Annotated in this window: 16 protein-coding genes; 10 read left to right on the plus strand and 6 right to left on the minus strand. The window is 52.2% G+C overall.

Annotation, left to right across the window (positions count from 1 at the left end; genetic code table 11):
• Window positions 1-151 precede the first annotated feature (151 nt).
• Both ACQ4MZ_RS17775 and ACQ4MZ_RS17780 read right to left on the minus strand, forming a co-directional pair.
• Complete coding sequence (locus ACQ4MZ_RS17775) at window positions 152-3,145, minus strand: glycoside hydrolase domain-containing protein (protein ID WP_430846869.1); 2,994 nt, start codon at window positions 3,143-3,145, stop codon at window positions 152-154.
• Window positions 3,146-3,266: 121 nt separating this feature from the next.
• Window positions 3,267-4,352 (minus strand): substrate-binding domain-containing protein, encoded by a 1,086-nt coding sequence (locus ACQ4MZ_RS17780; RefSeq protein ID WP_430846871.1) that lies wholly within the window; start codon window positions 4,350-4,352, stop codon window positions 3,267-3,269.
• A gap of 100 nt (window positions 4,353-4,452) precedes the next feature.
• On the opposite strand from ACQ4MZ_RS17780, the gene ACQ4MZ_RS17785 reads away from it, so the two are divergent.
• The 3 genes from ACQ4MZ_RS17785 to ACQ4MZ_RS17795 all read left to right on the plus strand — a co-directional run bounded on the left by ACQ4MZ_RS17785 (window position 4,453) and on the right by ACQ4MZ_RS17795 (window position 6,524).
• Window positions 4,453-4,671, plus strand: coding sequence for a hypothetical protein (locus ACQ4MZ_RS17785; RefSeq protein ID WP_430846873.1), 219 nt, complete (start codon window positions 4,453-4,455; stop codon window positions 4,669-4,671).
• Between the two features lie 19 nt (window positions 4,672-4,690).
• Window positions 4,691-5,233, plus strand: coding sequence for a Crp/Fnr family transcriptional regulator (locus ACQ4MZ_RS17790; protein WP_430846875.1), 543 nt, complete (start codon window positions 4,691-4,693; stop codon window positions 5,231-5,233).
• 76 nt (window positions 5,234-5,309) lie between these two features.
• A complete protein-coding gene (locus tag ACQ4MZ_RS17795; protein WP_430846877.1) occupies window positions 5,310-6,524 on the plus strand; it encodes an epoxide hydrolase family protein in 1,215 nt (404 codons plus the stop codon).
• On the opposite strand, the gene ACQ4MZ_RS17800 is transcribed toward ACQ4MZ_RS17795, so the two are convergent.
• The 3 genes from ACQ4MZ_RS17800 to ACQ4MZ_RS17810 form a co-directional block, all read right to left on the minus strand.
• A complete protein-coding gene (locus ACQ4MZ_RS17800; RefSeq protein WP_430846879.1) occupies window positions 6,516-6,950 on the minus strand; it encodes a DoxX family protein in 435 nt (144 codons plus the stop codon). The genes ACQ4MZ_RS17795 and ACQ4MZ_RS17800 overlap by 9 nt on opposite strands.
• A 78-nt stretch (window positions 6,951-7,028) precedes the next feature.
• Window positions 7,029-7,616: a Crp/Fnr family transcriptional regulator gene (locus ACQ4MZ_RS17805; protein ID WP_430846881.1), complete on the minus strand. Its 588-nt coding sequence runs from the start codon at window positions 7,614-7,616 to the stop codon at window positions 7,029-7,031.
• Between the two features lie 16 nt (window positions 7,617-7,632).
• On the minus strand, window positions 7,633-8,781 hold the full coding sequence (locus ACQ4MZ_RS17810; protein WP_430846883.1) for a helix-turn-helix domain-containing protein: 1,149 nt from the start codon (window positions 8,779-8,781) through the stop codon (window positions 7,633-7,635).
• Window positions 8,782-8,885: 104 nt separating this feature from the next.
• On the opposite strand from ACQ4MZ_RS17810, the gene ACQ4MZ_RS17815 reads away from it, so the two are divergent.
• Window positions 8,886-10,313, plus strand: a complete 1,428-nt coding sequence (locus ACQ4MZ_RS17815) for a S41 family peptidase (protein WP_430846885.1) — start codon at window positions 8,886-8,888, stop codon at window positions 10,311-10,313.
• 28 nt (window positions 10,314-10,341) lie between these two features.
• A complete protein-coding gene (locus ACQ4MZ_RS17820; protein ID WP_430846887.1) occupies window positions 10,342-11,685 on the plus strand; it encodes a hypothetical protein in 1,344 nt (447 codons plus the stop codon).
• A gap of 66 nt (window positions 11,686-11,751) precedes the next feature.
• Here ACQ4MZ_RS17820 and ACQ4MZ_RS17825 read toward each other — a convergent pair whose 3' ends face one another.
• Window positions 11,752-12,162 (minus strand): hypothetical protein, encoded by a 411-nt coding sequence (locus ACQ4MZ_RS17825; RefSeq protein ID WP_430846889.1) that lies wholly within the window; start codon window positions 12,160-12,162, stop codon window positions 11,752-11,754.
• A gap of 235 nt (window positions 12,163-12,397) precedes the next feature.
• On the opposite strand from ACQ4MZ_RS17825, the gene ACQ4MZ_RS17830 reads away from it, so the two are divergent.
• The 5 genes from ACQ4MZ_RS17830 (at window position 12,398) to ACQ4MZ_RS17850 (ending at window position 23,768) form a co-directional block, all read left to right on the plus strand.
• Window positions 12,398-16,534: a hybrid sensor histidine kinase/response regulator transcription factor gene (locus ACQ4MZ_RS17830; protein ID WP_430846891.1), complete on the plus strand. Its 4,137-nt coding sequence runs from the start codon at window positions 12,398-12,400 to the stop codon at window positions 16,532-16,534.
• Between the two features lie 171 nt (window positions 16,535-16,705).
• The gene (locus tag ACQ4MZ_RS17835) at window positions 16,706-17,302 is read left to right on the plus strand and encodes an RNA polymerase sigma factor (protein ID WP_430846893.1); all 597 of its coding nucleotides are present in this window, start codon (window positions 16,706-16,708) and stop codon (window positions 17,300-17,302) included.
• Between the two features lie 125 nt (window positions 17,303-17,427).
• Window positions 17,428-18,633, plus strand: a complete 1,206-nt coding sequence (locus tag ACQ4MZ_RS17840) for a FecR domain-containing protein (protein ID WP_430846895.1) — start codon at window positions 17,428-17,430, stop codon at window positions 18,631-18,633.
• Between the two features lie 146 nt (window positions 18,634-18,779).
• Complete coding sequence (locus ACQ4MZ_RS17845) at window positions 18,780-22,136, plus strand: TonB-dependent receptor (protein WP_430846897.1); 3,357 nt, start codon at window positions 18,780-18,782, stop codon at window positions 22,134-22,136.
• Between the two features lie 15 nt (window positions 22,137-22,151).
• A complete protein-coding gene (locus tag ACQ4MZ_RS17850; RefSeq protein WP_430846899.1) occupies window positions 22,152-23,768 on the plus strand; it encodes a RagB/SusD family nutrient uptake outer membrane protein in 1,617 nt (538 codons plus the stop codon).
• Window positions 23,769-23,775: the final 7 nt, after the last annotated feature.

Here is a 23,775-nt window from a genome sequence, read left to right on the forward strand (position 1 = left end):
CAAACGCGCTCATTCAGAGTGAAATATCAGTTGAAACAAATGTAGAAAACAAAATGTGTGCGCACACACTCTAAAATTAAAATTCCTGCATTTTATCAATTTGAAAGAAAATTTTACTGGAAAATGAAACTGAAATACTTCATTTTACTGATTACGGTTTTTCCGATATAATCAGTAACCATCCGCGGCCTTTTGTAACCGGAATAGACTGTGCAGCAGTGAAATTGGCGGCCGATTGAAAGTTGACAATCTCCGGCGCGGTAATCTGAGCTTTGTGCGGGTCGATGCCCAGCTTTTTCCAATCGATATTCAGGTGAAAACTGGTGTCGGCTTCTGCCCAGCTCGCGATAGAGACAAGCGCCCGCTTATCCTGCACATAGCTCGTAGTGAGCACTTTCGCATGGTCTGTTTTGACCGGGTTGGCATCGGTCCAGTAGCCCAGCATTTTGCTTCCCTGCATTCCGAACGCGTCCCACACTTTCCAGATCGCGCGCGCGTCGCTGCCTTCTTTCCAGGGCATACGGTTGGTCATGCCGTAAATGAGCCCTCTCCACGGATTACCGCCGTTTTCGAGCATTTCGCCCATGAGGCCAAAGGGGATGCCGGAAACTTCGGTCATGAAGAAATCGGGGTTATTTTGTTCATAATCAAAATATTCTCCGAACCAGAGGCGGTTCAGGTAGGGGAAATGCTCCATGTACAGGTTCGCGCTGTTGTTGAACCCATCGTTTTTGTTGTACTGGTTGGCCGAATGAAGGTCGATGTAGCCCGGGTGGCCGTCGCGGGTGAGCACGCGCTTGACGCGCTTCATGGTGGTGCGGTCGAAAGCTACGTCGTCGAGGTAAATACCGTCAATTCCCACGTTTTGCGTCAGCCAGTTCATGCCCTCCACATAGTAGTTATGCCAGCGGCTCATACCCGAATTGACCACCGCGGCATCCTTGATTTCAGGGACATACCAGGCGGCAATGTAATCGTCGCCCAAATGCTCCTGCAACCAGGCATAGCCCAATCCCTTGCCCGGCGAGAAGATCTCATGCCCGAGGCTGCGCAGGGGAAATAGCTCGTACGCGCTGTTGGACAGCTCGCGCACTGTGTTGTAGATCTTCACCTGCAAACCATCCCGATGAGCCTTGTCGATATACGCCTTCATCGCCTTATGTTCGATGAAAGGGTAGTTGATATAAGGGTTAATGGGCGTCGCGTGGTGGATATTGACGATTGTCGCACCTTTCGCCCTGATCGAGTCGGGATCGTTGTAACGGTGATAGAACCGTGTTTTCCATTGGGCATCGGTATCCAGCGCGTGAAATGGCGTAATGAGCAGGGTGAAATTGTAATGCAGCCTTTCCCCTTTTTTCATGGTTCGGGCGCTGCTGTAATTCCGGACCAATACCTGGCCGTCGGTTTCCGAGATCCGGATGCCTCCTTTGTTGGCGTTACCCCATGAAGTGGGCAGCAGAAGGGGCTTTTGAAGGTAGAAATTGGTATTCAGCGGGCGAACGTAATGCTCGTCGCGCAGGGAGAAGTTGAGCCCGGCATTGACATCGCCGATCCACGCGCCGTCCTGATTTTTGGTAGCCACTTCCCATTTCCAGTCGTAGGAGGCGGGGCGTTTGCCACCTTTCAGGTTGAGACCCATCATGTAACGGGCGGCATCGGGACTCATGGGAATATCCATGTAAATGTCGTCCAGTTCAGTGTCCGAAAGTGCCGTTACCTGAACATCATAGGCCACAAAACCGTCGAATTCGATATGCCCCGTCACGTCCATACGCAGGTGCGAGGATGTGCCCGCAGCCGTCCAGGCCACTGTGCCGGGCGATTGTTCGGTATAGCGGACGCCCTGATCGGCCCATTTTTCAACACTTCCTCCTTTCGCCGTAACTACAAACCGGAATGGGGCTTTCAGTACATCTTTCGGCGTGGTGGAGAGGCCGGTCATTTCCGGTGTAAAATAGGTTTCAATGCGCTCAGGCAGTCCATTGCTGCCGACGGTAAACCTCCGGCCCAAAAGCGAAATTGTATTGCCTTGCCGCTGCAAGGGCAGGTAGGGGCTGATTACGTCGTTCTGTTGCGCCATGGTCGAGTTCAGCCATGCCAGTCGGGTTTGCTTTTGCGGATCGCTGATGCCCTTGTCGGACAGCACCGGTCCGCCGATTTGCAGGGCAATATCAATAGCCGTTTCAGGGGCATTGGAGGCCGTAACGTAAACCTTGCCTGTATAGGCGCCCGCAGGGATGTTCGCGGGGATGTCGGCCAGGCACCAGAGCGCCTGTACTTTACCTTTGGCGACGGATACCTGCTTTTTAACCGGTTGCGCATCCCAGCCGGTACCGTCGGTGTTCAGGCAGGAGAATGCTTTGGCAGGAATAATGGCCAGGCTGCCCTGCTTTAAATCAGAAAAGCGGATACGGACATTATTCAGCGATAACGATGTTGGATATACGCCAAGCTGAAAAGTGTAGTTTTCACCGGGTTGCGCTTCGTCGTGGAATGCGCGGTTGGCACCTTTCTTGATCCAGCGCTGCGGCAGATCGTCCGTCATGCGGATCGGGTGCATCCGGTCTTCGGGAAACACGAGGTATTTTCGGGAAGCATTTGCCGCCAGCAGTTTTTTGATTTCACCCGATTTTGCGATCACTTCCATCGGGTAGGGGCTGCTCATTCCATTGACCGCTTCAATATGCCGGACTTTCGCCGGTATCGCATTTTTGAGGCTGCTTAACCACGTCGCAGAGGCTGTGTTGCTCCTTTTCAGGTAATTGGCTGTTGGGTAATTGGTTCGCCCCTGGACTTTGTAAGGCAAATAATAAATATAATAGGTCCCCGCGCCCGATTCCGGTTCGAAAGTGACCTCACCTGATTCGCGGCTGATATGGTCCGTTTTTACATTCAAAACCCGGCGATTGGTCGAGCTGTCCACCACAATCACCTCGCTGTCGGTATGCCGGTCGCGGCGGCGCCAGTCGATCCTGGCCCTCGCGGCAGCGGCGCCTTTCTGCTTCACGTCGATCACGGCACGGACGTTTCCCAGGGAGTCGGGATTCCATGAATTGCTGTCGGAAACGTAAGGAAGTTCCTGTGCAGTGGCCGGTCCGAACGAGACCAGGTAGATGAAAAGAAGCGGTAGGGTCAGTTTCATAAATACGAAACTACCAAATAAAAGTGTGTGCGTACACACTTTTGTAAAATTTTAATTTTGCTGATCTACGTTACTGCAATTATCGGTTACAAATGGCCCGGTCGCTCATGCTGTCGGCCGGTCAGACGAGCTTTTCTGCCGTGTTCATGACGTCCTCTTCCAGGTAGTATCGAAGGTTTTCAAGCGTGATGATGTCCAGCGGCAGGAATTTTGTTTTGGCGACTGCCTTGCGGAACACCAGGAAGTCTGCCAGCTGCCGGATACCCAGGTAGCCCTGCCGTTCCGGGTTCTGGTTGATCAGGAAACCGATGCTGCCTTTTTCGAGGTAATGCAGGTTGGCAGGCAACAGGTCATAGCCGATAATGCGGATATCGCCCAATTGCCTCCGTTCGAGCTCCGCGGCGACTAGGTGCGCTTTAGAAGTCGTCACGAAAATATGCCGCAGGTCGGCGATGCCGTTCACGGCTTCGCCGAGCCTATTATTGAAACTTTCGGGATCGGAGCTGTCGAGTTCGATCGTCGTAATGCTGAAACCGCCCCGCTGCTGTCCGAAATAGTCCCGCAAACCTTCCTCTTTTTTGAGCAAGTGGGCCGCATTGTCAATTTTCTCGTCGATGTGCACGATCAGGATCGAGCATGGTTCCGATTGGCCATAATGCATGAGTTTCCCAGCCAGCTTCCCGCTCTGGTACGAATCCTGCCCGATGTAGCTCAATGGCCCGTGGTCGGATATCTCGGTGTTGAAGAGCACAAACGGGACCGAGCTGTCGTGCCATTGTGCGAGAAATGGGAGTACCTCGTGGTAAAAGATCGGCGACAGAAATATACCCTCAGGGTGTGTGGCCGTCAGCTCTTCCGCTTTTTTGACAAAATCCTTCGCATCGTAGGGATTGAAAATGAATTGACGCACCGAAACGCCGAATTGTTTCAGTTCACCGGCCGCTTTTTCAATGCCGGTTTTGGGGGCCAGCCAATACGAATCGATCTGATGGTCCGGAATCAGGGCTGCAAACCGGTACTGCTTTTTCGAACCGAGCGCACGCGCCATCAGGTTGGGTTCGTAGTTGCTTTCGTCGATGATTTTCTGAATGCGGATCCTGACTTTTTCCGCCACTTTTCCCCGGTTATGAATGACGCGGTCCACCGTGCCGGGGGATACTTTAGCTTTAAGTGCAATGTCTTTGATTCGTATTGTCTTTTGGTCCATGAAGCTAGATGCGGTTTATCAATCCCATAAAAGGGGAGGAAGCTGTAATATTACTTGTAAAAACGTATCTTACACAATGTAAATCGAAATACGGATCAATATGCTTCCCGATAACAATGGTTTTTTCGTAAATCCGCGTCCCGCTCAGCGGAGTGGTCTCCGCGAGGCGATCAAAAAACGGGTAATGGACGAATATGGAAATGAGCTTGACAAGGCGACGGGCTGGCGAAAGCAGCTGGTCAGGTGGAAACTGAATGCCCTCGCGGAAATCAGATATCGGGATATTCTCTTTATAGGGGACGCGACCGGCAAGCGTTAACCCGGAAAATCAGGAATTCATGGAGCAAAACATTCAGGCTGAGTGGGCTAAATTCGGTCACTTGTTCAGGAGGGAGCAGATTCCGGCAAAAACCGTGTTGCTCGAAGAGGGAGAGGTTGCCAGAAAAGTCTATTTTATCGAGAAGGGCTGCCTGAGGCTTTCGTTCAATAAAGACGGCAAAGACATTACTTTCCAGTTTTTCTTTGAAGGAGAGGGTGTTTCTTCGGCCGAAAGCTTCCGGTACAGCCAGCCAAGCCTGTATGCGATCGAAACCCTCGAACCCTGTGTGCTTCATACCCTTACCAAAAAGGACTACTCCGAGATTATCGATGCCTCCCCGCTGATCCGCGAGGCGATGGAAGAGCAAACGCACCAGCGATTGCTATACGTCGAAAAACTGTTTCTTTCCAGGATTAAAAACAGCCCCGAGGAGCGGTACCGCGAGCTGCTGGAACAATATCCGCAAATATTGCAAAGGGTGCCGCAGCATTACATCGCCTCTTTCCTGGGTGTTACCTCCGTGTCGTTGAGCCGGATCCGGAACCGGCGTAGCGTTTATTAACAATTGTTATCGTCTGCCGGACGCGCGGTGCCGAATTTTGTCATGTTATCAATTTCACATTCAAAATTCGAAAACCATGCAGCCATTCCAAATTCAGATTTCCGGCCAGGAAGTCGATTACCTCAAACAAAGACTCGCCAATGCCCGCTGGGCCGCCCCGGCTATTCAAACCGGATGGGAAAAAGGTGTTCCGGTCGATTACCTGAAACAGATTGCCGATTATTGGCAGCACCAGTTCAACTGGGAGAAACAGGAAGCGGAATTGAACCGGTACCCGCATTTCATGACCGAAATCGAAGGGCAGAACATCCACTATCTGCATATCAGGTCTGCCAGGGCCAATGCCGTTCCATTAATGCTCATCCACGGCTGGCCGGGATCCTTCGCCGATTTTACCCGGATCATCGAGCCGCTATCGAATCCGCAGGATCCCGGTCAGATCGCATTCGACCTCGTTATTCCCTCGATTCCCGGTTTTGGGTTTTCGATACCTGTCAAAACGAAGGGTTATAATATGTTCAAGATCGCGGAGACGTTCACCACTTTGATGAACAGGCTCGGTTACGAGAAATTCGCGGTGCATGGCGGCGATATGGGTGCCGGCATCGCGGGGATCATGTCGGGTGTGGCTGCGTATAACCTCATAGGAACGCACATCAATTCAGACTTTTTTGCGGTTGCCGGGTTAGGCATGTTCCCTGCGGATGATTCGGCGTTCACGGACGCGGAAAAAACGGGGCTCGAACGCATGAAGCGCTATAAAAAAGACGATACGGCCTACCTGGACATTCAGGCGACCAGACCCGACACGATCGGCATTGCCTTGTCGGACAGCCCGGTAGCGCAGCTTGCGTGGATGGTCGAAAAGTATAAGGAATGGACCGACAGCGATAAAGACCTTCCGGAAGACGCCATTGGGTTGGATCTCATGCTGACCAATGTTTCCTTATACTGGTTCAATCAGTTGGGTGCGTCGAGCGCGGCCATCCTGTCTGAAAACATGAGTATGGCATTCGATTGGGGCGGTGACGGCGCACAGGAAGCCAGTCAGTGGGCACCTCCGAAGGTGCCGTCCGCGATGGCTTGTTTTGGTAAAAAAGAAGACGAAAGCCTGCTGAAAAAATTGACGTCCTTTCTGGGCGAGCCGGACAGGTGGTCTTTTTACGAAAGCGGATGCCATTTTCCGGCCATGGAAGTCCCCGACTTGCTGGTGGAGGATATCAGACAATTTTTCGCTGCTATCCTCCAATCGTTGGGTCAAATCGCTGCGAACGACGTTCGTTCAGAATAGCCGGTCGAGCGCATATTGTCCGCCGCCCGAGATCAGCAGGGACAGGCAGAGGCCAATGACCAGCAAATGGTATTCAAAACCTTCCCCGGCCTGGTTCCCATACCAATTCATAAAGAAACCGTGTTGGCCGCTCGTCGTCCAGACGGCCCCGATCATGACGACCGCGAGTGCCGTCGCCCAGAGCCTTGTGCCTAAGCCGAGAAGAAGGCTTATTGGCCCGACAAACTCGATGACAATTACGAGGAATGCGATGGGCGACGGTAGTTTCATGGATTCCGTAAAGAAGCTCATCGTTGCCTTGAATCCATATCCGCCGAAAATTCCCAGCATTTTTTGGGCGCCGTGGGGGAACATGACCAGTGCAAGTGTCAGGCGCAGCAAAAGGCCCGACCAGTCGGTGTTTGTGTAAGCAATGCTTTGATCCATTCATTGTTGAATTTAGTTTCACAAAGCAAGGCCCGAAAAAAGCGTAAACTCTTAAGGTAGATTAAGAAATGCGTTGTGTTAAAAATGCACACGCATTTCACGACGGCGCATCGAACTGAGGAATTCGGGAGTAACTCCGAGATACGAGGCAATGTCTTTCTGGGCGATCCGGTTTTGCAGGCCGGGGTATTTTAATTGAAATTGCTGGTAACGCTCGTCGGCCTTGCTGGCGAGGTTTTGGGTAAGCCTGCGCTGCAAAGCGATGTACGCTGTTTGGTACATAAGCCGGTTGAACTTCTCGAATCTGGGAACACGATCCAATAGCAGATCCATGTTTGTCCGGCTGATTTTCAGTATCTCTGTATCCTCAACCGCCTGGATAGAATAAAAAGCGCCGGATTGGAGGGCAAAACTTTCCAGGTCGACCGCCCACCAGTTTTCGGGCGCAAATTTCACCACGTGCTCCGAACCGGCGGGATCCAGGTAAGAGACCTTCAAACAGCCGGAGACTACGAAGGACTGGTACCTGCACACCTCGCCAGCCTGCAAGAGATATTCCCTTCTGCGGAGTTTTTGCGCTTGCAACAGCGACAGGAAAAGATCTATTTCGACTGGGTCAAGCTGGATGGAATCGGCCAGGTTTTGAAGAATGAGCTGTGATTGCATGACGTCTCGCTGATGGTTATTTCAATACACTTTCCCGGCTCTTCCTTACGAAATCGGACGGCGTGGTTCCTTCCAGCTTTTTGAATGCCTGGTTGAAGGTCGCCTTGGAGTTGAAACCGCATTCCAGCGCGATACCCAGCAGCGATAAATGCTGGTTGGAGGGATCAAGCGCCTGGCTTTTGAATTCCTGTAACCGGTACTGGTTGACAAATTCGAAAAAATTTACGCCAAATGCAGTATTAATCACCTGCGACAGCTGGTGCCGGGGGATGTCCAGGCGCGCGGCAAGTTCTGCGAGCGTTAGATTATTGTCCAGATAAGCCTTTTGGGAATGCATCAGGGTGGTGACCCGTTGGGCAATATCTTCACTGAGCGCATCGGTGAGGCTGCTTTTGGCGTACTTGATCGCGGGTTCCGCCTCCTGTGCGGGATGCGCCTGCGGCGGCGCAGGAACGGGCGTCAGGGCAGTTTGTTCGTGAAGCAGCTTGAATGCGATCCAGTAGACCAGCACCACCACCAGCAGGAAATGCGCCGGGTAAATGCTCTCGAGGTAGGCGAGCTGGTACTTCCGGCCGTAAAATGTGGCCACGGAAAAGAGCACCACCGACAGCACGATCCAGAGAAATTCTTTCAGCCAGTGGACGTCGATCAGCTCGCTGTTCGAAAAATGGTCGGTACGTTTGCGGAGGTTGCGGTAGAACGTCGCCAATGCACCCACGACGAAACCCACGTGCAGGTAGTTGGTGAGCGTGTTCATCCAGCCAAAATCCTGTTGCGCGACAAGCCGGGGGTTAGAAAGATAAGCGAGCTTGTCGGCCGCCGGTAAGGCGAAATAGGGGAGCAGCACGAAGAAGTAAACACCAAAAGGCAGGAGTGACAGCCATTGCCGGCGATGCAGCCTGAAATCGGGATCGGTAATGCTTTGCGTCAGCAGCAGGATGAGCGGACCGTACAGAAGCGGCAAAAGCCACGACAGCCTGCTGAAATGCGGGTACAGAAGAAACAGATCTTTAACGTCCAGGCAGATCAGGAAAAGGTGGCTCATCAGCACCAGAATGAGTGCGGCAAGGATCCGGTTGGCGACCTGATTGGACGGTTTTCTCAGCAGCATAAGGGCCAGAAACCCGCCTTGAATAATGCCTGAAAGAAGTATTGCAGTGATCAAAACAGGAAGGTAAATGCGCGAAACAGGGATATTAAAGAGGTATGAACTTGTCGGGAAAGACGATGTACACCCCGTTTTTAGCCAAAATTGCGGAAAATTTTAAAATGAAACTTCGTACACTACTCACTGCATTCCTGCAACTGGCTATATACTTAGCAACCGGTGCACAATCTTTGCCCGATAGAAAATATCCTTCCCACGCCCTGCTGTCCGACCTGGAAATGGTTCGCGCTGCGGTGGTAACCCTTCACCCCGGCTTTGGACGCTTCGGGCCGCGTGAGGAAGTCCTGCATGCGCTCGATTCGGTGAGAAACGTAATAGCCAGCAGTGACTCGACCTCCTTCATTTCTTTTTTCAGGATGGTGAATCCGGTCCTGACGAAAATCCGTTGCGGGCACACCAAGTTTTTTCCGCCCATGAAAGGATTTCCATTCTATTTTTTTACCGATAATCTCATCCCCATAATCGTGCGATTTGACAACAGCGGACAAACGCTGGTGATACGTTCGCAGCACCCGGAGGCTGTGGGGAAATATGTGAAACGCATTAACGGGCAACCGATCGATTCAGTTCTGCATGCATTACGTGCCCAGTTGTTTGTGGATGCGCACGTACAAACTTCGGCCGATGCACAAATCCAGCAGTATTTCAGCGCCTGGTACGCCGATTTCATTCAGTCGGGCCGTGAGCAGTTTACGATCGTGCTGGCCGATGAGCAAGGGGAGGAAACGACCGTCGGGATGGCGGGCATCAGCACCGACGCCTGGCACGAGCTGAACCGGAATGCCTCTTATCTGATCAGTTATAATCACCTCAGTTTTCCTTCCGATACCGTAGCGAAACTTCGGATTGCGACGTTCTACCCGCAGCAGGGCGACAAGTACTTCCGGCGGTTTCTGGATTCGGCATTTGTGCAGATCGGCAGCCGCAAGGTGCAGCGGCTGGTCATTGACGTCAGGGGCAATGAAGGCGGAAACGATGGGTTAGGAAAACATTTGTATGCGCACATTGCCCGAAACGACTTCCGGTATTACGATCGCATTGAAGTGAAAGTGAAACGTAAAAGGGATGTTCCGAATAGGGGGAATGTCTACCTGCCGCGGTTTATCGGGCTGGCCAGATGGTTTATCCGGAAAGACGCTCAAGGCCGGTTGTTGTTCAGAAAGCACCAGAACCTCGGCATGCACCGCCCTCACCGGCAGGCTTATACCGGAAATGTTACATTCCTGCTGGATGGACTGAGCTATTCTGTTACATCGGAGTTTCTGGCCGTCGCACGCAACGAAAACCGGGGCATGTTCATAGGTGAAGAGTCGGGCGGGGCCTATCAGGGCGACAACAGCGGCACGTTCGCAATTTACAAACTGCCTGCTACCGGGCTGGACCTCGGTATTCCGCTTGCGGGCTACTACATGGCCGTTAGGCCCGAATCCGGTATCTCCCGCGGCATTATACCCGATATCACCCTGAGTCCCTCGCGAGAGGGCCTGCTCTCAGGCCGCGACCCGGCCGATGCATTACTTGCCAAGTAAATTTTTACCCAATCACCATAAATCAGCCATGAAAATCAAAGTTTTAATTGCGGCGTCACTGGCGCTGCTGGCCGCGCATTTGCCCGCGCAGGCGCAGGACACCTTGCAGTACAAGCTCCGGCTTACCGTCCCGCTGGTGGACTATCCGCAGCTCACCGACCTCTCGCAGCGCTACGTGTCGATGGACCAGTCCCTCGAATATGCCAGGGGGATGTACGAGCTTTCATTCTGGGGAATAAACGCCCTGAGCGATGCCATCGTGCGCCCGAAGTCTCCCGGAAAAAGGATCTGGAATGGTATTCTCAAATACGGCATGACGCTCGGCTTTTCGCGTTTTGCGAGCGAACTGCCTATCCCGCTTGGGGAATGGGCGCACGAGGAGTTTCACCGGACGGTGCTGGGCGTGAACAGAATCGCCTCCAAAAACGGCAACTGGTTTCCAAACCGGTGGGACGGGACGGTTTACGGGATTACCGATGCCGCATTGTCAGCTTTGAAGCAAACGAACCCGAACGCGCTGCTTTATGCGTACACCGCCGGCGTGCAATCGGAAGTACTGCTTAATAAGCGCATTGTAGTGGAGGATTTTTACAAAAAGCGGAAGTTGCCCAAAGGGGCATTGGTGCTCTACAATGCCTGGTATGTGCACAACTATTTCCGGTTTTCAACCAGCCCCGGGAGCGATTCGGCCAAAGTATGGTCGCCGACATTCGAAAACCCGCTGGAAACGGAGCGTGATTTTGCCGGCGCTGACCTGACAGCCTGGGCTTATGATATGTTCAGTCCGGAAACCGCATTTACCGAGCGGACCAGATTCAAAGGCGGGGAGGGTGTCAACAGACGGGTAGGGTTTTCGGAGTTGAGTAAGGAGACCCAGGCCTTTCTGCTCAGGCAAAAAAAGCTCTCACTGCTCAACTACCTTAATCCTGCAATATTGATGATCAACAGGATACGATTGGGGCGGGGCGTTGCTTTCAGCTTCTTCACGCAGTACGCGCCTACCCATTTTGGCAATAGCATTTCGCTGATCTTACCCGTGCAGGTCGGCAATCGCGATCTGTTATTCGGCGCATATCGCTACGATAACCACGACCACAGATATTACGGGATTGAATTGGGCGTGGCCAACCACCGCCTCGCCGATAAATGGTGCGCCGACCTCACGCTGCAAGGCTGGCAACAGCCCGAATCGTTTTTGAAACAGGAACATCTGACGGGCGGAGCAGTCCGCGCCAGGCTGTTCCATGCCATCGGCAAGGGGCTTTCGGCCTATGTAGCACTCAATGGCAAAACCAGAGGATGGGAGATGGGCAGCCCTTATCTGGCGGCTAACCTGGCGGCCCAGTTCGGAATGTGGGTAGAAGTGCATTAAAAACCCCGCCCGACGCAGACGCGTTGCATGCAGCCGGGGCCTGATGGAGAATGACGTTGAACGGCGCTATTGAACCTGGATGACCACTTTTTCTTTTCCCTGCATCACCAGTTTGACCGGATATTCAATGAATCCCTCGTCTTTGTCGTAAATAATACGCAGGCGGTCGGGTTGGCGGCCCAGCTCGGACAGCCAACGGGCATAAAGCTGGGCGAATGCCTGCTTGTGGGTGATCTGCATTTCGGACAGCGATTCCTTCGCGGCCAGGTAGGTTCTGAAATCGTCCTGGGTTTTGCTGTCCTTTGAGTTGGGGTTATTGGTAAGGTCCATTACCAGCGTACCTTTCCACGGCGATTGTTGCCGGATGGAAAGATAAAGCCGCTTGAATAAAAGACTGGTTAAGGGTTTTTGGGAGTCAATTTTAGCGTGCCCGAGCGGGGTTTTTCCCAGTATCGGAACAATAGCGAGGGTGTTCATAAATTGTGGATCTTAGTGCTATTATGTGATGATTTGATGATTAATTTGTTCAAAACAAATGCGTTGCAAATAACCACTTTCAGCAGGGTACAATCATTGCCAGATCATACACATTTCTTGACAAATTGTTCATTTCTTCAAAAAAACGGCTCGTCAAACGGTTGCACAAATCCGGTTTAAGACGGAATTTTGCCCGGATATGGTATTCACCGAATATGTGATTGTATAAAATCTGATGAGGAGCCTGTTAATATCCCTGTGGCTGGTTGTGTGTATTGTTCCGGGCTATGTCTTTGGGCAGGGCTTCCCCTATAAGTTCAGCTACCTCACGGTGGACGAAGGTTTGTCGCATACCGATGTAAACGACCTCGCGCAGGACCGGAAGGGGTATATCTGGGTAGGGACCAATTTTGGCCTCGATCGTTACGATGGTTATTCGGTTCAGCAGTTTTACAATACCAATGTGCCGCTCCAGAATGCATTCAAAAACCGCATTATCGCGCTCCACCCCGATGGCGAAGACAAGATCTGGCTCAGTACCGAAAACGGAGTGCAATGCTTCGACCCCGCCAATGAGCGGTATATTGATTACACAATCCGGAAAACCAGCAAGAACCCCGTTTTCTGGAAGTTCTTCAAACCGACCGGTAACCTGATCTACGGCTTGACCGGTAGTCAAATCAGGTTGTACCGGATCGTCGGTACTACCTTGGATGAGCTGCCGCTGAGCGTCCCTGCCGGTATTCGTTTTTTCGATATGCAGCCCGATCGGAACGGCGTCCTCCATTTTGCGAGCGACAAAGGGCTTTGGCGGCTCGAAGGCAAGCGGCGGTTTGTCAAGGTGCCGGTGAGCGGTTTGCCGTCGGAAAGTCTCAGGCGAATTTTTTTCGATAACCGGAACAATCTGCTCATTGCTTCCGGCAACCAGGTACTGCTGGCGGGCGGCGGGCAATTGCCTTTTGTTAAAAAGCAATTCACCTGCGCCGAATGTACGCCTATCGTCGGGATAGCGGCAGGTAATGGCCCGGATTACTGGGTCAATACCCGCACGGGATTGATCCGGCTGGATGGCAATCTGAATATGATCCAGAAAATCGACGAGGTATCCGCGCCGCGCAGCTTGAATTCCACCGCCGTCGTTCGCGTTTATATCGACCGGTCGGATTGCCTGTGGGTCGGGACGTCGGGTGGAGGGCTCAATTATTTCGATCTGAACCAGAAGCTTTTTTATACGATGCGGCATGATCCCGGGCAGGCAAATTCGCTGACCGGCAGCTACGTACGTTCGATTTATGAAGATGGAAGCGATCTCTGGATCGGTACCAATGCGGATGGCCTGGATTTTTACGACCGAAAATCGGGAGCCCACACCAATTATAATGCCGTGAATTCGTCCGTCAGGCTGCGGAATGATAATGTCGCCGCATTGGCATTTGACGCCGCCCATAACTTATGGATCGGTACCGAGTCGGGAATCGATATTCTCCGGCCCGACAAAAAGACAATATGGAAGCCCGACGGCCATGAACAGTTTCCCAGTTTCGGGATAACCACGCTGGTGGCCGACTACTACGGAAACATCTGGTACGGAAATCTCGAAAAGCTCGGGGTGATATGGAAAGACGCGACAGGGAGATACCGCGTCCGGGAATATGACGAAGGACATTTTATTCTGGCTGAAAAGGACAAACCGGAATTGTTTGTCGCGACCAGGCAGGGCGTGAAACGTATTACGGTCGATGCGCAGGGGCGCGTTTTGCGGACCATCAGTTACCGGGCGACGTCGCAGCCTCATTCGCTCAGTTCGGATTACAGCGCTGTGATAGGCAGGCAGAATGACAGTACCTACTGGATCGGCACGATCGGGGGCGGGCTGCACCGACTCTCGTTGCGTGAGCGCGACCGCTCCACACGTATCGAGCATTTTGGAGAGAACCATGGCATTTTCAATGATGTGGAAGGCATCGAGATCGACGGCGATAACATCTGGCTGGGAGGAAACGGCTTGCTATGCCTCAATTCGAAGACGGGGAAACTGATCCGTTACGACAAAAACGACGGTTTGCAGGGGAACAGTTTCAAAATCAGGTCGTCGTTCAAAGCGGCCGACGGGAAAATGTATTTCGGGGGCATCAACGGCCTGAATTATTTTTATCCGCAGCAAATCCGCCCCAACACCATCGCCGCCAAGCCGGTTTTTACCGGAATCCTGATCAACAACCGGCGGCCTGAAATCGACGGATCGGCCGATACGGACGATGTGGTGAGCCAGGCCATCGGCTATGGTGAGAATGTGCAGCTCAATTATCAGCAGAATAACTTCATCGTTTCCTTCTCGGCCATGCATTTTGCCAACCCGCTTAAATGCAGGTACCGCTACAAGCTGATCGGCTTTGACAACGACTGGAATTACACCGATGGCAATAACCCCAGGGCCGGATACAGCAACCTGAGTTATGGAAATTACCGGCTCGTGCTCGAAGCGACCAACAACGACGGCATATGGAGCAGGCGCCGCGCGGAAATCAACATTAACATCAGTCCGCCGTGGTGGAAGACCGACCTGGCTAAGGCACTCTACGCGCTGCTGGCCATTTCCGCATTGGCGGGTATTTACTTTTACCAGGCACGCTGGCACCGGCTCAAAAGGGAAATAGAGGTGCGCGGGGTAGCCGAACAGGAGCGGGAGGAAATACACCGCCAGCGGGAAGAATTTTACCAGCAGCAGCTGATGTTCTTCACCAATGTTTCGCACGAATTCCGCACGCCGCTGTCGCTGATACTCGGCCCGCTGGAAAGTCTGATAAGCCGGAACAACGACGCCGCGCTCGGGCATTCCTACCAGCTCATGCACCGGAATGCAAAGCGGCTTATCAATCTCATCAGCGAACTGATGAACTTCAAAAAAGTATCCGATAGTCTGATTAAATTGCAGGTGAGGCCCCTGGCAGTCAGTGAGTTTTGCAAGCAGCTGACAGCGGAGTTCGATGGTGTGGCAGCCAGCAAGAACATTGTATTGAATCTCATCGACCATACGCAGAAGAAAACCCACTGGCCGTTAATGGGACTTTTCGATGCCCAGATTCTGGAAAAGATACTGCTGAACCTGCTGAATAACTCGTTCAAATACACGCAGGATGGGGGAGAGGTCACCTTTGAAATTTTTACCGACCTCAACCGATTCAAACGGTCGTTCGAGACGGGTTTCGAACTGCTGCACCAGACGCACCGGGCCCGAAAGTACCTGTATTTCCGTGTAGCAGATACCGGTATCGGTATTTCGGCCGATACCATTACCCGGATTTTCGATCGCTACTACCGCATCAGCAGCGACCACCTGGGCTCGGGCGTGGGGCTTGCGCTCGTGAAGAGCCTTACGCACCTGCACAAGGGCGACATATATGTGTACAGCGAGCGCTACAAGGGCACCGAGATTATCATCGGGATACCACTGGGCGAAGAAAACTGGGCTGAGACGGAGCGTGCGCCATCCACTTTCGAGCCGGAGGTGCGGCTCGAACCTACTGATCATTCGATCCTGGCACCTCTTACCGATCCCGTTTCGGGCCGGCAGGAGGGTGTCCAGTCAGGAAAACGCATCCTGCTCGTGGATGACAATGCCGAGTTGCGTATTTTCTTGAAGCAAAGGTTTGAGCAGCAGTATTTTATATACGAGGCCGCCGATGGTGATACAGCCATGAAGCTGGCCGCGGAAAAGGTGCCCGACCTGATTATCAGCGACGTGATGATGCCGGGTATCAGCGGCATCGAGCTTTGCCGGCAGATCAAGGAGCGTTTTGAAACCAGCCATATTCCGTTCATTATCCTCTCGGCAAAGGACGCACTCACCAGCAAGATCGAGGGAATGGAATCGGGCGCGGATTTTTATTTTTCCAAACCGCTGAGCATTGACCTGCTAATGCTGACGGTCAATAACGTCTTCGAGCAGCGTGAAAAACTTCGCAAAAAATTCACCAACAATTATCTTTCGGAGGCCAGCGAACTGGTGCATTCGGAGAAAGACAAGGAGTTTTTCCAGGCATTGCTGAAGCTCATCGAAGATCATATGGAAGACCCGAACCTGGATGTCGACTTCCTCTGCCGGCATTTATACACCAGCCGGACCAAACTGTACCAAAAGATCAAAAGCATTACCGATCAGTCCGTCGGGGACTTCGTGCGTACGATCCGGTTAAAAAAAGCAATCCAGATAATGACCCACGAAGACATCCCGCTCAACAAGGTCGTTGACCGTGTCGGTTTGCAAAGCAGCTCCAACTTTTCGAGGGTATTCAAGAAGGAATATGGTAAGTCGCCATTGCAATTCATGCAGGCACTGAAACGGGAGGCGTCGGGCGGGGCCCGCGAGTGAGTGGAAGTAACCAGCTGTGGTGCCGGGCAAGAAGCGGATGTGTGCGGTTCCGTGCTTGTTATGCTTTTTGTTTTGTTTGCGCTATCCTATACTTTTGTTTAAATTGTAATGGATTTTTAGAATAATATATTGCCTTTTGGTTACTTGTTAGGTATTAATTCTGTATAACGTTTGAGTGAGGCTTATCTGGATCGGGAAAAGAATCTTTTGCTTTCTGTTGCACAGGGAAGTCAGGCTGCTTTTGTCACACTCTTTCACCGTCATAAGCACAAACTGTACAGCTACACGCTGCGGCTGACGCAATCGGAAATGTTGGCGGAGGATATCGTCCAGGATGTGTTTATGAAGCTCTGGGTGGAACGTGCCGCGATGGCTTCCATCGACAACTTCGGAAACTATATTTTCCGGATGGCTAAAAATCAGGTACTCAATCATTTCAAGCGTGTAGCCCACGAAATGGCGATCGTTTCAGAGATGTTCCGGGATGGCGACCAGGCGGGTAACAATGCCCAGGATATGCTCGCTGCGCGGGAGGTGGAGCAAGTGCTGAAATCCGTCGTGGAGGCGCTGCCGCCTCAGCAGAAGACGATCTACCGGCTGAGCCGCGATGAAGGCAAAAGCCATGAAGAGATTGCCGGACTCCTGAAAATCTCGCCCAACACCGTCAAAAACCACATGGTGCAGGCAATGGCGACCATTCGCCACCAGCTCCGCCGCCACGCCGATTCACTGCTCGTCGTGACCGCTCTACTCGCTTTAAAAAAATAAATCAAAAATTTTCGGTGCAGACTAGTCCCTGCCGTTTTCCCGATTGTCTTTCATTTGGCAACCGGTCGTAACCGCTTGCTTTTGTTTGAAACAAATAGCCGGATGGCCGAATTAAATAAGGATCAATGCCGGAATGGAGATATTTTATGAACGACGAGCGGATAGGCCTTCTGATAGGCAAATTGATGGACGGAACGCTTGCTGTTTCTGAAAAACGGGAGCTGGCAGAATGGATACGCCTGAACCCCGACGATGAACGCATTGCCCGGGGACTGGAACGGCTTTGGGATACTTTCGAACCCCGCGAGCCGATGCCTGAGGCTGTATCGGACCGCATTCTGTCGAACATTTTCCCGTCAGAGGAAACAACCTTCGATGAGCCGGAACAGGCGCGCGGCATTACCTGGCTCTGGCCTAAGCTGGCGGCGGCGGCGCTTCTGATCGGATTGGGACTCTACTGGTGGAAAGGCTACCAGGGTAAGGTGCAACTGGCGCAGCAGAAGGTGGCCGTGACGCAATCAGCCGACCTGCCTCCGGGCGGCAACAAAGCCGTGCTGACACTGGGTGACGGGTCGAGTATCACGCTGGACAGCGCAGGTAACGGGTTACTCGCGAGCCAGGGCGGTACGAGCGTAACGCAAGCGGGTAAAGGGCAGCTGGTGTACAAATCCGGGCAGGGGGCGGCGGCCGTGCCGGTGATCAATACCGTTACTACGCCCAAGGGCGGCCAATTCCACATTGTATTGCCCGACGGAACGGGCGCATGGCTGAATGCCGCATCGAGCCTCCGCTTCCCGACCGCATTCACCGGCAAGCAGCGGAATGTGGAGATTACCGGCGAGGTATACTTCGAAGTGGCGCATAACAAGCATATGCCTTTCGTGGTGAAAAATGGTGAAACACGGATCACCGTGCTGGGTACGCATTTCAATGTGATGGCTTACGACGACGAGAAGGTAATGCGGACGACGCTGCTCGAAGGGGCGGTAAAAGTGTCGCGCGGCACCAGCGAAGCGCTGCTCGCCCCTGGCCAACAGGCGCGCATCAATGCGGGGACGGGGAACGTGAGGGTAGTGGAAGGCGTGGATACAGACAAGGAGCTTTCCTGGAAAAACGGCTATTTCCAGTTCGAAAACGAGAGCCTGGAAAGCGTTATGCGGCAGGTATCGCGCTGGTATGACGTAGAGGTGCAGTATGAAGGAAATACCCGCGGAGAGAATTTTACGGGCCGGCTGCCGCGCAACTCCAATGTATCCAAACTGCTGAAAATCCTTGCATTGAGCGGGGTGAAGTTCAGGATTGAAGATAAAACCATTATTGTGACACCGTAAACCTCCTGCCTATGACCGAATAACGACTACTTCGCCGGTGTCTGCAAAAAAAGAACGGGAACGTTGCAACCGCTCCCGATCCTGCAAGAGCCTGGCATCCGTAAACAATTGTCCTACTGTTTAGTACCAACTCTCAAGACAAAAGTATGAACCACAACTCTTTTATCCAAAAGGGGCTGGGGGCCTTGTATGCCTATGAAGGACCGCCCCGCTCTCCCTTTATCAGGGCCATTCTGGTTATGAAACTGATCTTTATTTTTTCGCTCGCATTCTGCATGCAGGTAAGCGCCAGCAGCTTTTCGCAGAAGATCACCATCCTGGCGAAGAATGCACCGCTGGAAAGGGTTTTGAAGGAAATCGAAAAACAGAGCGGCTACTCGTTCTGGTATAAAACGGAACTAATCCAGAAGTCGGAGAGGGTGACGATCTCCATGCGGGAGAGCACGCTCGAAGAAGTATTGGCGAAATGCTTCGTCAACCAGCCGCTGGAATACTCCATCGTGGACAAAACGGTGGTTTTGCAGGCTAAAAAGCAGTTGAAGATAGCACCTCCGGCCCCCAAAGCCGTGCAACTGATCAAGGGGCAGGTTATGGGCTCGGACGGAAAGCCGCTCGTAGGCGTGACCGTCGTTGTGAAGGCCAGCAAACTCGGGACGGTGACGGATGCCGACGGAAATTTTTCGATCGACGTAACGGATACGGATGTACTTGTTTTTTCTTACATCGGGTTTGAATCCAGGGAAGTTCTGGTAGGGAAGCAAACGAACATTTCGGTTGCATTAAAGGAAGCCAACACTACCCTGAATGAGGTGGCAGTAGTGGGTTATGGTCAGCAGTCGCGGAAAAATCTGACGAGTGCGGTCAGTACGGTCAAAAGGGAGGAACTCAATAACGGCGCCATTACCGATGTAGGACAGTTACTTCAGGGGAAAGTGCCGGGACTGAACATCACTGCCAGCGGGGACCCCAACAAGCCGGCGGCGGTGGTGATGCGCGGTGCGTCCACGATTAACAGCGCGCAGGGGCCGTTTTACGTGATCGACGGTGTGCCCGGGGCCGATATTGCCACCATTGCGCCGGATGATATCGCTTCCATCGATGTGTTGAAAGACGCGGCTGCAACGGCCATCTATGGTAACCGCGCCGCCAATGGTGTCATCATGGTTACCACCAAAAAGGGAAAAGCAGGGACGATGCAGATTTCCTATAACGGTTATGTGGGTATCGAGAAGGTTTCGAACAAACTGGATATGATGACCGCGGACCAGCTGAGGGCCTTTCTGGATAAAAACGGCATCGGCTTTACGCCTGCGGATGACAAAGGGGCCAATACAGACTGGCAGTCGTCTATCCAGAAAAAGACCGCGGTTTCCACCAATCACAACTTGTCTTTCAATGGCGGCGGCGAACACACGACTTACGCCGCGAGTTTGAACTACGTGAAGAAAGACGGTATCCTGCTGAACAGTGATCTGACCCGCGTCATCGGCCGTTTGTCCATTGAGCAGCGTGCCTTGAAGGACAAATTGAAATTCGGCTTCTCGGTTACAAACTCGCATAGTAATGCCAACGATATTCCTTATCGTAATACTGTTTTGTTGCAATCCACTTCTTACCTGCCTGTTTCGCCGATCAGAAAAGAGGACGGTTCCTATTTTGAAAATTTTCAGAATACCAACTACTACAATCCGGTGGCGATGATCCATAACAGTGAGATGAATACGAAATCGAACAATCTCATCGGAAGTTTTAAAACGCAGGTGGAGCTGCCTTTCGGGCTGACTTACAATCTGGATATCTCGTACCTGAATACCAATGCCTTGCAGGGAACGTACTACAATAAATATTTTACGAACAATTACAATAATATGTACGATAACCCGGATCCGGGCCTGGGTTTCCACTCTGTTCAATCATTCGGAAAAAACGGGCAGGCAAACAGGAGTTCGTACCAGAATACCAGTAAAATCCTGGAAACTTACCTGACCTGGAACAAGGAATTCGGCGATCATTCCATCAATGCGGTAGTAGGTTACTCGTGGCAGAACAACAAGGTAGGGCAAGGCTTCCAGGTGACTACCAGCAATTTCCCGGTCGATAACGTCACCTACAATAACCTCGCTTTGAGCAATCCGTACGGCACGTCGGGCTATCAGATCAGCTTCGGGCCGGATGGCGTGTACCAGGAAACGCAGCTGATTTCCGATTTTGCCCGATTCAACTACAACTATAAAAGCAAGTATTTGCTGCAAGGGTCGGTCAGAAGGGACGGCAGCTCGGTGTTCGGGGCCAATAATCAATGGGGTTACTTTCCTTCGGTAGGTGCCGCGTGGAGAATCAGCCAGGAAGGTTTCATGGAAAGCCAGCATGTATTCAGTGACCTGAAACTGAGAGCCAGCTACGGCGTTACAGGTAATGCCACCGGCTTCAATGCCTACACGGCGCAATTCATCTCTGGCGCTTTGGGTACGTACTACTACAATGGCTCACTCACAGGTGCATACGGTCCGACGAAGTCCGAAAATGCTAATCTGAAATGGGAGAAAACGGCTACGACCAATGTCGGTCTCGACTTTGCCGTGCTGGGCAACCGGGTAAACGGTTCACTCGAAGTATATGATAAAAACACCACTGGGATGATCTATTCCTACACGGTGGATCCGATCCTGGTGCCATCGGGAAGCATTGTAGCAAATGGCGGAAGCGTGAATAACAAAGGCGTTGAGTTCAACCTTAATGCGAAAATAGTGGACCGGACTAATTTCAGCTGGACGAGCGGAATCAATTTGGCGCACAATAAAAACGAGATCACCAGCCTTACGAATCCCCTTTTTGCGGGCGGAGATTCCGTATTGTTGTCGCGTCCCGAGGGCGGCGGGCAGTCGGGAAGGTCACTTCAGATCCTGAAAGCGGGCCGTCCGTTGGGACAATTCTTTTCGTTCCTGTACGCCGGAAAAAATGAAGCGGGCGTTTCTCAATTCGTAGCCGCAGACGGTAGCCTGACGACCACGCCGGTAGTTGGAAAAGACTATCACTACCTGGGTAGCTCGCAACCCAAGTTGATGATGGGCTGGACGAACAGCCTGAGGTACAAAAACTTCGATCTGAACGTGTTCGTGAGGGGTGTATTCGGAAACAAGATCTTCAATGCGACCCGCGCCGACCTGTTCAGGCCGAGTACTGCGCAGTATGCCAATATTCTCGCGGAAGTGGCCAACGAACCGGTGAGTGATTTCAATGCTTACGTTTACTCGTCGCGTTTCCTGGAAAGCGGCAGTTTTGTGAGGCTCGATAATGCTACGCTGGGCTATAATTTCAAGAAGCTGGGGCCGTATGTCAAAAATCTGAGGGTTTATACTTCCGTCAACAACTTGTTTGTCATCACCAAATACAAAGGTGTGGATCCGGAGGTTAACCAGGGTGGCATTGCGCCGGGCGTTGACTACAACAACTTCTATCCGAAGACCCGTACGTTTCTATTCGGTCTGAATATTTCCATCTAACATCGAAGCAGGATCATGAAGAATTCATATATAAAACTAGTTTTCTCAACGCTGGCGGCAACCGCGCTGTTTGCCTGCCACGACCTGGACGTGCCGGTCACGACCGCGCTGACGACCGACGTTTTCCCGAGTACGGATGAACAATTCATTTCCGCAGCCGGGCCTGTTTATGTGGCACTGAGGGGGAATTTCGGAGCGGAAGCCTATCAGATCGCGGCATATAGCACGGATGAGGGCATTATGCCCGCCCGGGGAGGGAACTGGTACGACGGCGGTCAAAACCAGACTTTGCATCTGCACACCTGGACGGTGGACAACGGCTATGTGAACGGCCACTGGACCTGGTTGTCGACCATCATCGGCGTCGCCAACCAGACGCTCTCCATTCTGGAACAGAAAATGCCCGACGGCGCAGCGAAGCAAACGAGCCTGGCGGAGATCAAAATGGTACGCGCATTAGCCTATTTCATGATGATGGATAGTTTTGGGAATGTGCCTATCTATACGACTTACGGTGATTTTGCACCCAAAACCAACTCGCCCAGGACAGAAGTTTTCAATTTTATCGAAAAAGAAATCCAGGATGCGATCCCCAATCTGAACGATGTATCGGGCGTGTCTCAATACGGAAGGCCCAACAAATGGACTGCCTATGCCTTGCTGGCCAAAATGTATCTGAACGCCGAGTACTACACCGGCACAAACCGGTATAACGACTGCATTGCCGCCTGCGACAAGGTGATCGGTTCGGGATTGTATGCATTGGAGCCCAGAAACAGTTATCTGAACATGTTCTATCCGAACAACGGGCCTCAGATGAAGGAGTTTATTTTCGCGATTCCTTACGACCCGGCGCAAACCAATACTTTCCCATTCAGAAGCGTCAACATCCGCGCGCGGTACGACATTCCGAGAAGCATGGTTAAGAAGTTCAACCTGCCGTATACGCCTGCCGGAAGTGCTTGTACGCTGCCGGAATATTACGCCAATTTCAATGACGAAGGCGATATCCGTAACAAGCAATGGCTTACCGGGTTGCAGTATATGAACGACGGCGTCACCCCGCTGACTGTGACGACGACCAAAATCGGTTACGATCAGTTTTACAAAGGCAGCGATCCGTCAGCACCCTACACTTACCAGGTGAAACTGACGCCGGAAGTGGTACTGCGTCAGGACGTAGCTTCTTTTGACGCGGGTAACGATGAAATCGCCTGGCACATGGGGTACCGCAATATGAAGTTTTACCCCGATGCGAGTTCGCTCAACCGGAATCAGAACAATGATATCCCCGTCTTCAGATATTCTGATATTATTTTGATGAAAGCCGAGGCGATACTGCGCGGCGGAAGTCCGACGCTTGGTCATACCGCATTGTCGCTGGTGAATGAGCTGCGGGCGCAGCGGACCACCTCGCCGGCTTTAACGAGCGTTAATCTTGAATTTATTTACGCGGAAAGAGCGCGTGAATTTGTCTCGGAGGGCTGGCACCGGAATGACATGATCCGTTTCGGGAAGTTCGAGGGCAAATGGGGCTACAAAACCGATTCGGACGTGAACAAGCGCATTTTCCCGATCCCAAGAGTGGCGCTGCAACTCAACCCTGCCCTGGTCCAGAATCCGGGTTATTGATTTACAA

Origin of the sequence: Dyadobacter sp. BHUBP1 (genome assembly GCF_050587785.1) — a bacterium.
Lineage (GTDB): Bacteria > Bacteroidota > Bacteroidia > Cytophagales > Spirosomataceae > Dyadobacter.

Bases quoted from the DNA above. Each gene is read 5' to 3' on its own strand.
- ACQ4MZ_RS17775 (WP_430846869.1), bottom strand. From the start codon at position 3,145: ATGAAACTGACCCTACCGCTTCTTTTCATCTACCTGGTCTCGTTCGGA.
- ACQ4MZ_RS17780 (WP_430846871.1), bottom strand. From the start codon at position 4,352: ATGGACCAAAAGACAATACGAATCAAAGACATTGCACTTAAAGCTAAA.
- ACQ4MZ_RS17785 (WP_430846873.1), top strand. From the start codon at position 4,453: ATGCTTCCCGATAACAATGGTTTTTTCGTAAATCCGCGTCCCGCTCAG.
- ACQ4MZ_RS17790 (WP_430846875.1), top strand. From the start codon at position 4,691: ATGGAGCAAAACATTCAGGCTGAGTGGGCTAAATTCGGTCACTTGTTC.
- ACQ4MZ_RS17795 (WP_430846877.1), top strand. From the start codon at position 5,310: ATGCAGCCATTCCAAATTCAGATTTCCGGCCAGGAAGTCGATTACCTC.
- ACQ4MZ_RS17800 (WP_430846879.1), bottom strand. From the start codon at position 6,950: ATGGATCAAAGCATTGCTTACACAAACACCGACTGGTCGGGCCTTTTG.
- ACQ4MZ_RS17805 (WP_430846881.1), bottom strand. From the start codon at position 7,616: ATGCAATCACAGCTCATTCTTCAAAACCTGGCCGATTCCATCCAGCTT.
- ACQ4MZ_RS17815 (WP_430846885.1), top strand. From the start codon at position 8,886: ATGAAACTTCGTACACTACTCACTGCATTCCTGCAACTGGCTATATAC.
- ACQ4MZ_RS17820 (WP_430846887.1), top strand. From the start codon at position 10,342: ATGAAAATCAAAGTTTTAATTGCGGCGTCACTGGCGCTGCTGGCCGCG.
- ACQ4MZ_RS17825 (WP_430846889.1), bottom strand. From the start codon at position 12,162: ATGAACACCCTCGCTATTGTTCCGATACTGGGAAAAACCCCGCTCGGG.
- ACQ4MZ_RS17830 (WP_430846891.1), top strand. From the start codon at position 12,398: ATGAGGAGCCTGTTAATATCCCTGTGGCTGGTTGTGTGTATTGTTCCG.
- ACQ4MZ_RS17840 (WP_430846895.1), top strand. From the start codon at position 17,428: ATGCCGGAATGGAGATATTTTATGAACGACGAGCGGATAGGCCTTCTG.
- ACQ4MZ_RS17845 (WP_430846897.1), top strand. From the start codon at position 18,780: ATGAACCACAACTCTTTTATCCAAAAGGGGCTGGGGGCCTTGTATGCC.
- ACQ4MZ_RS17850 (WP_430846899.1), top strand. From the start codon at position 22,152: ATGAAGAATTCATATATAAAACTAGTTTTCTCAACGCTGGCGGCAACC.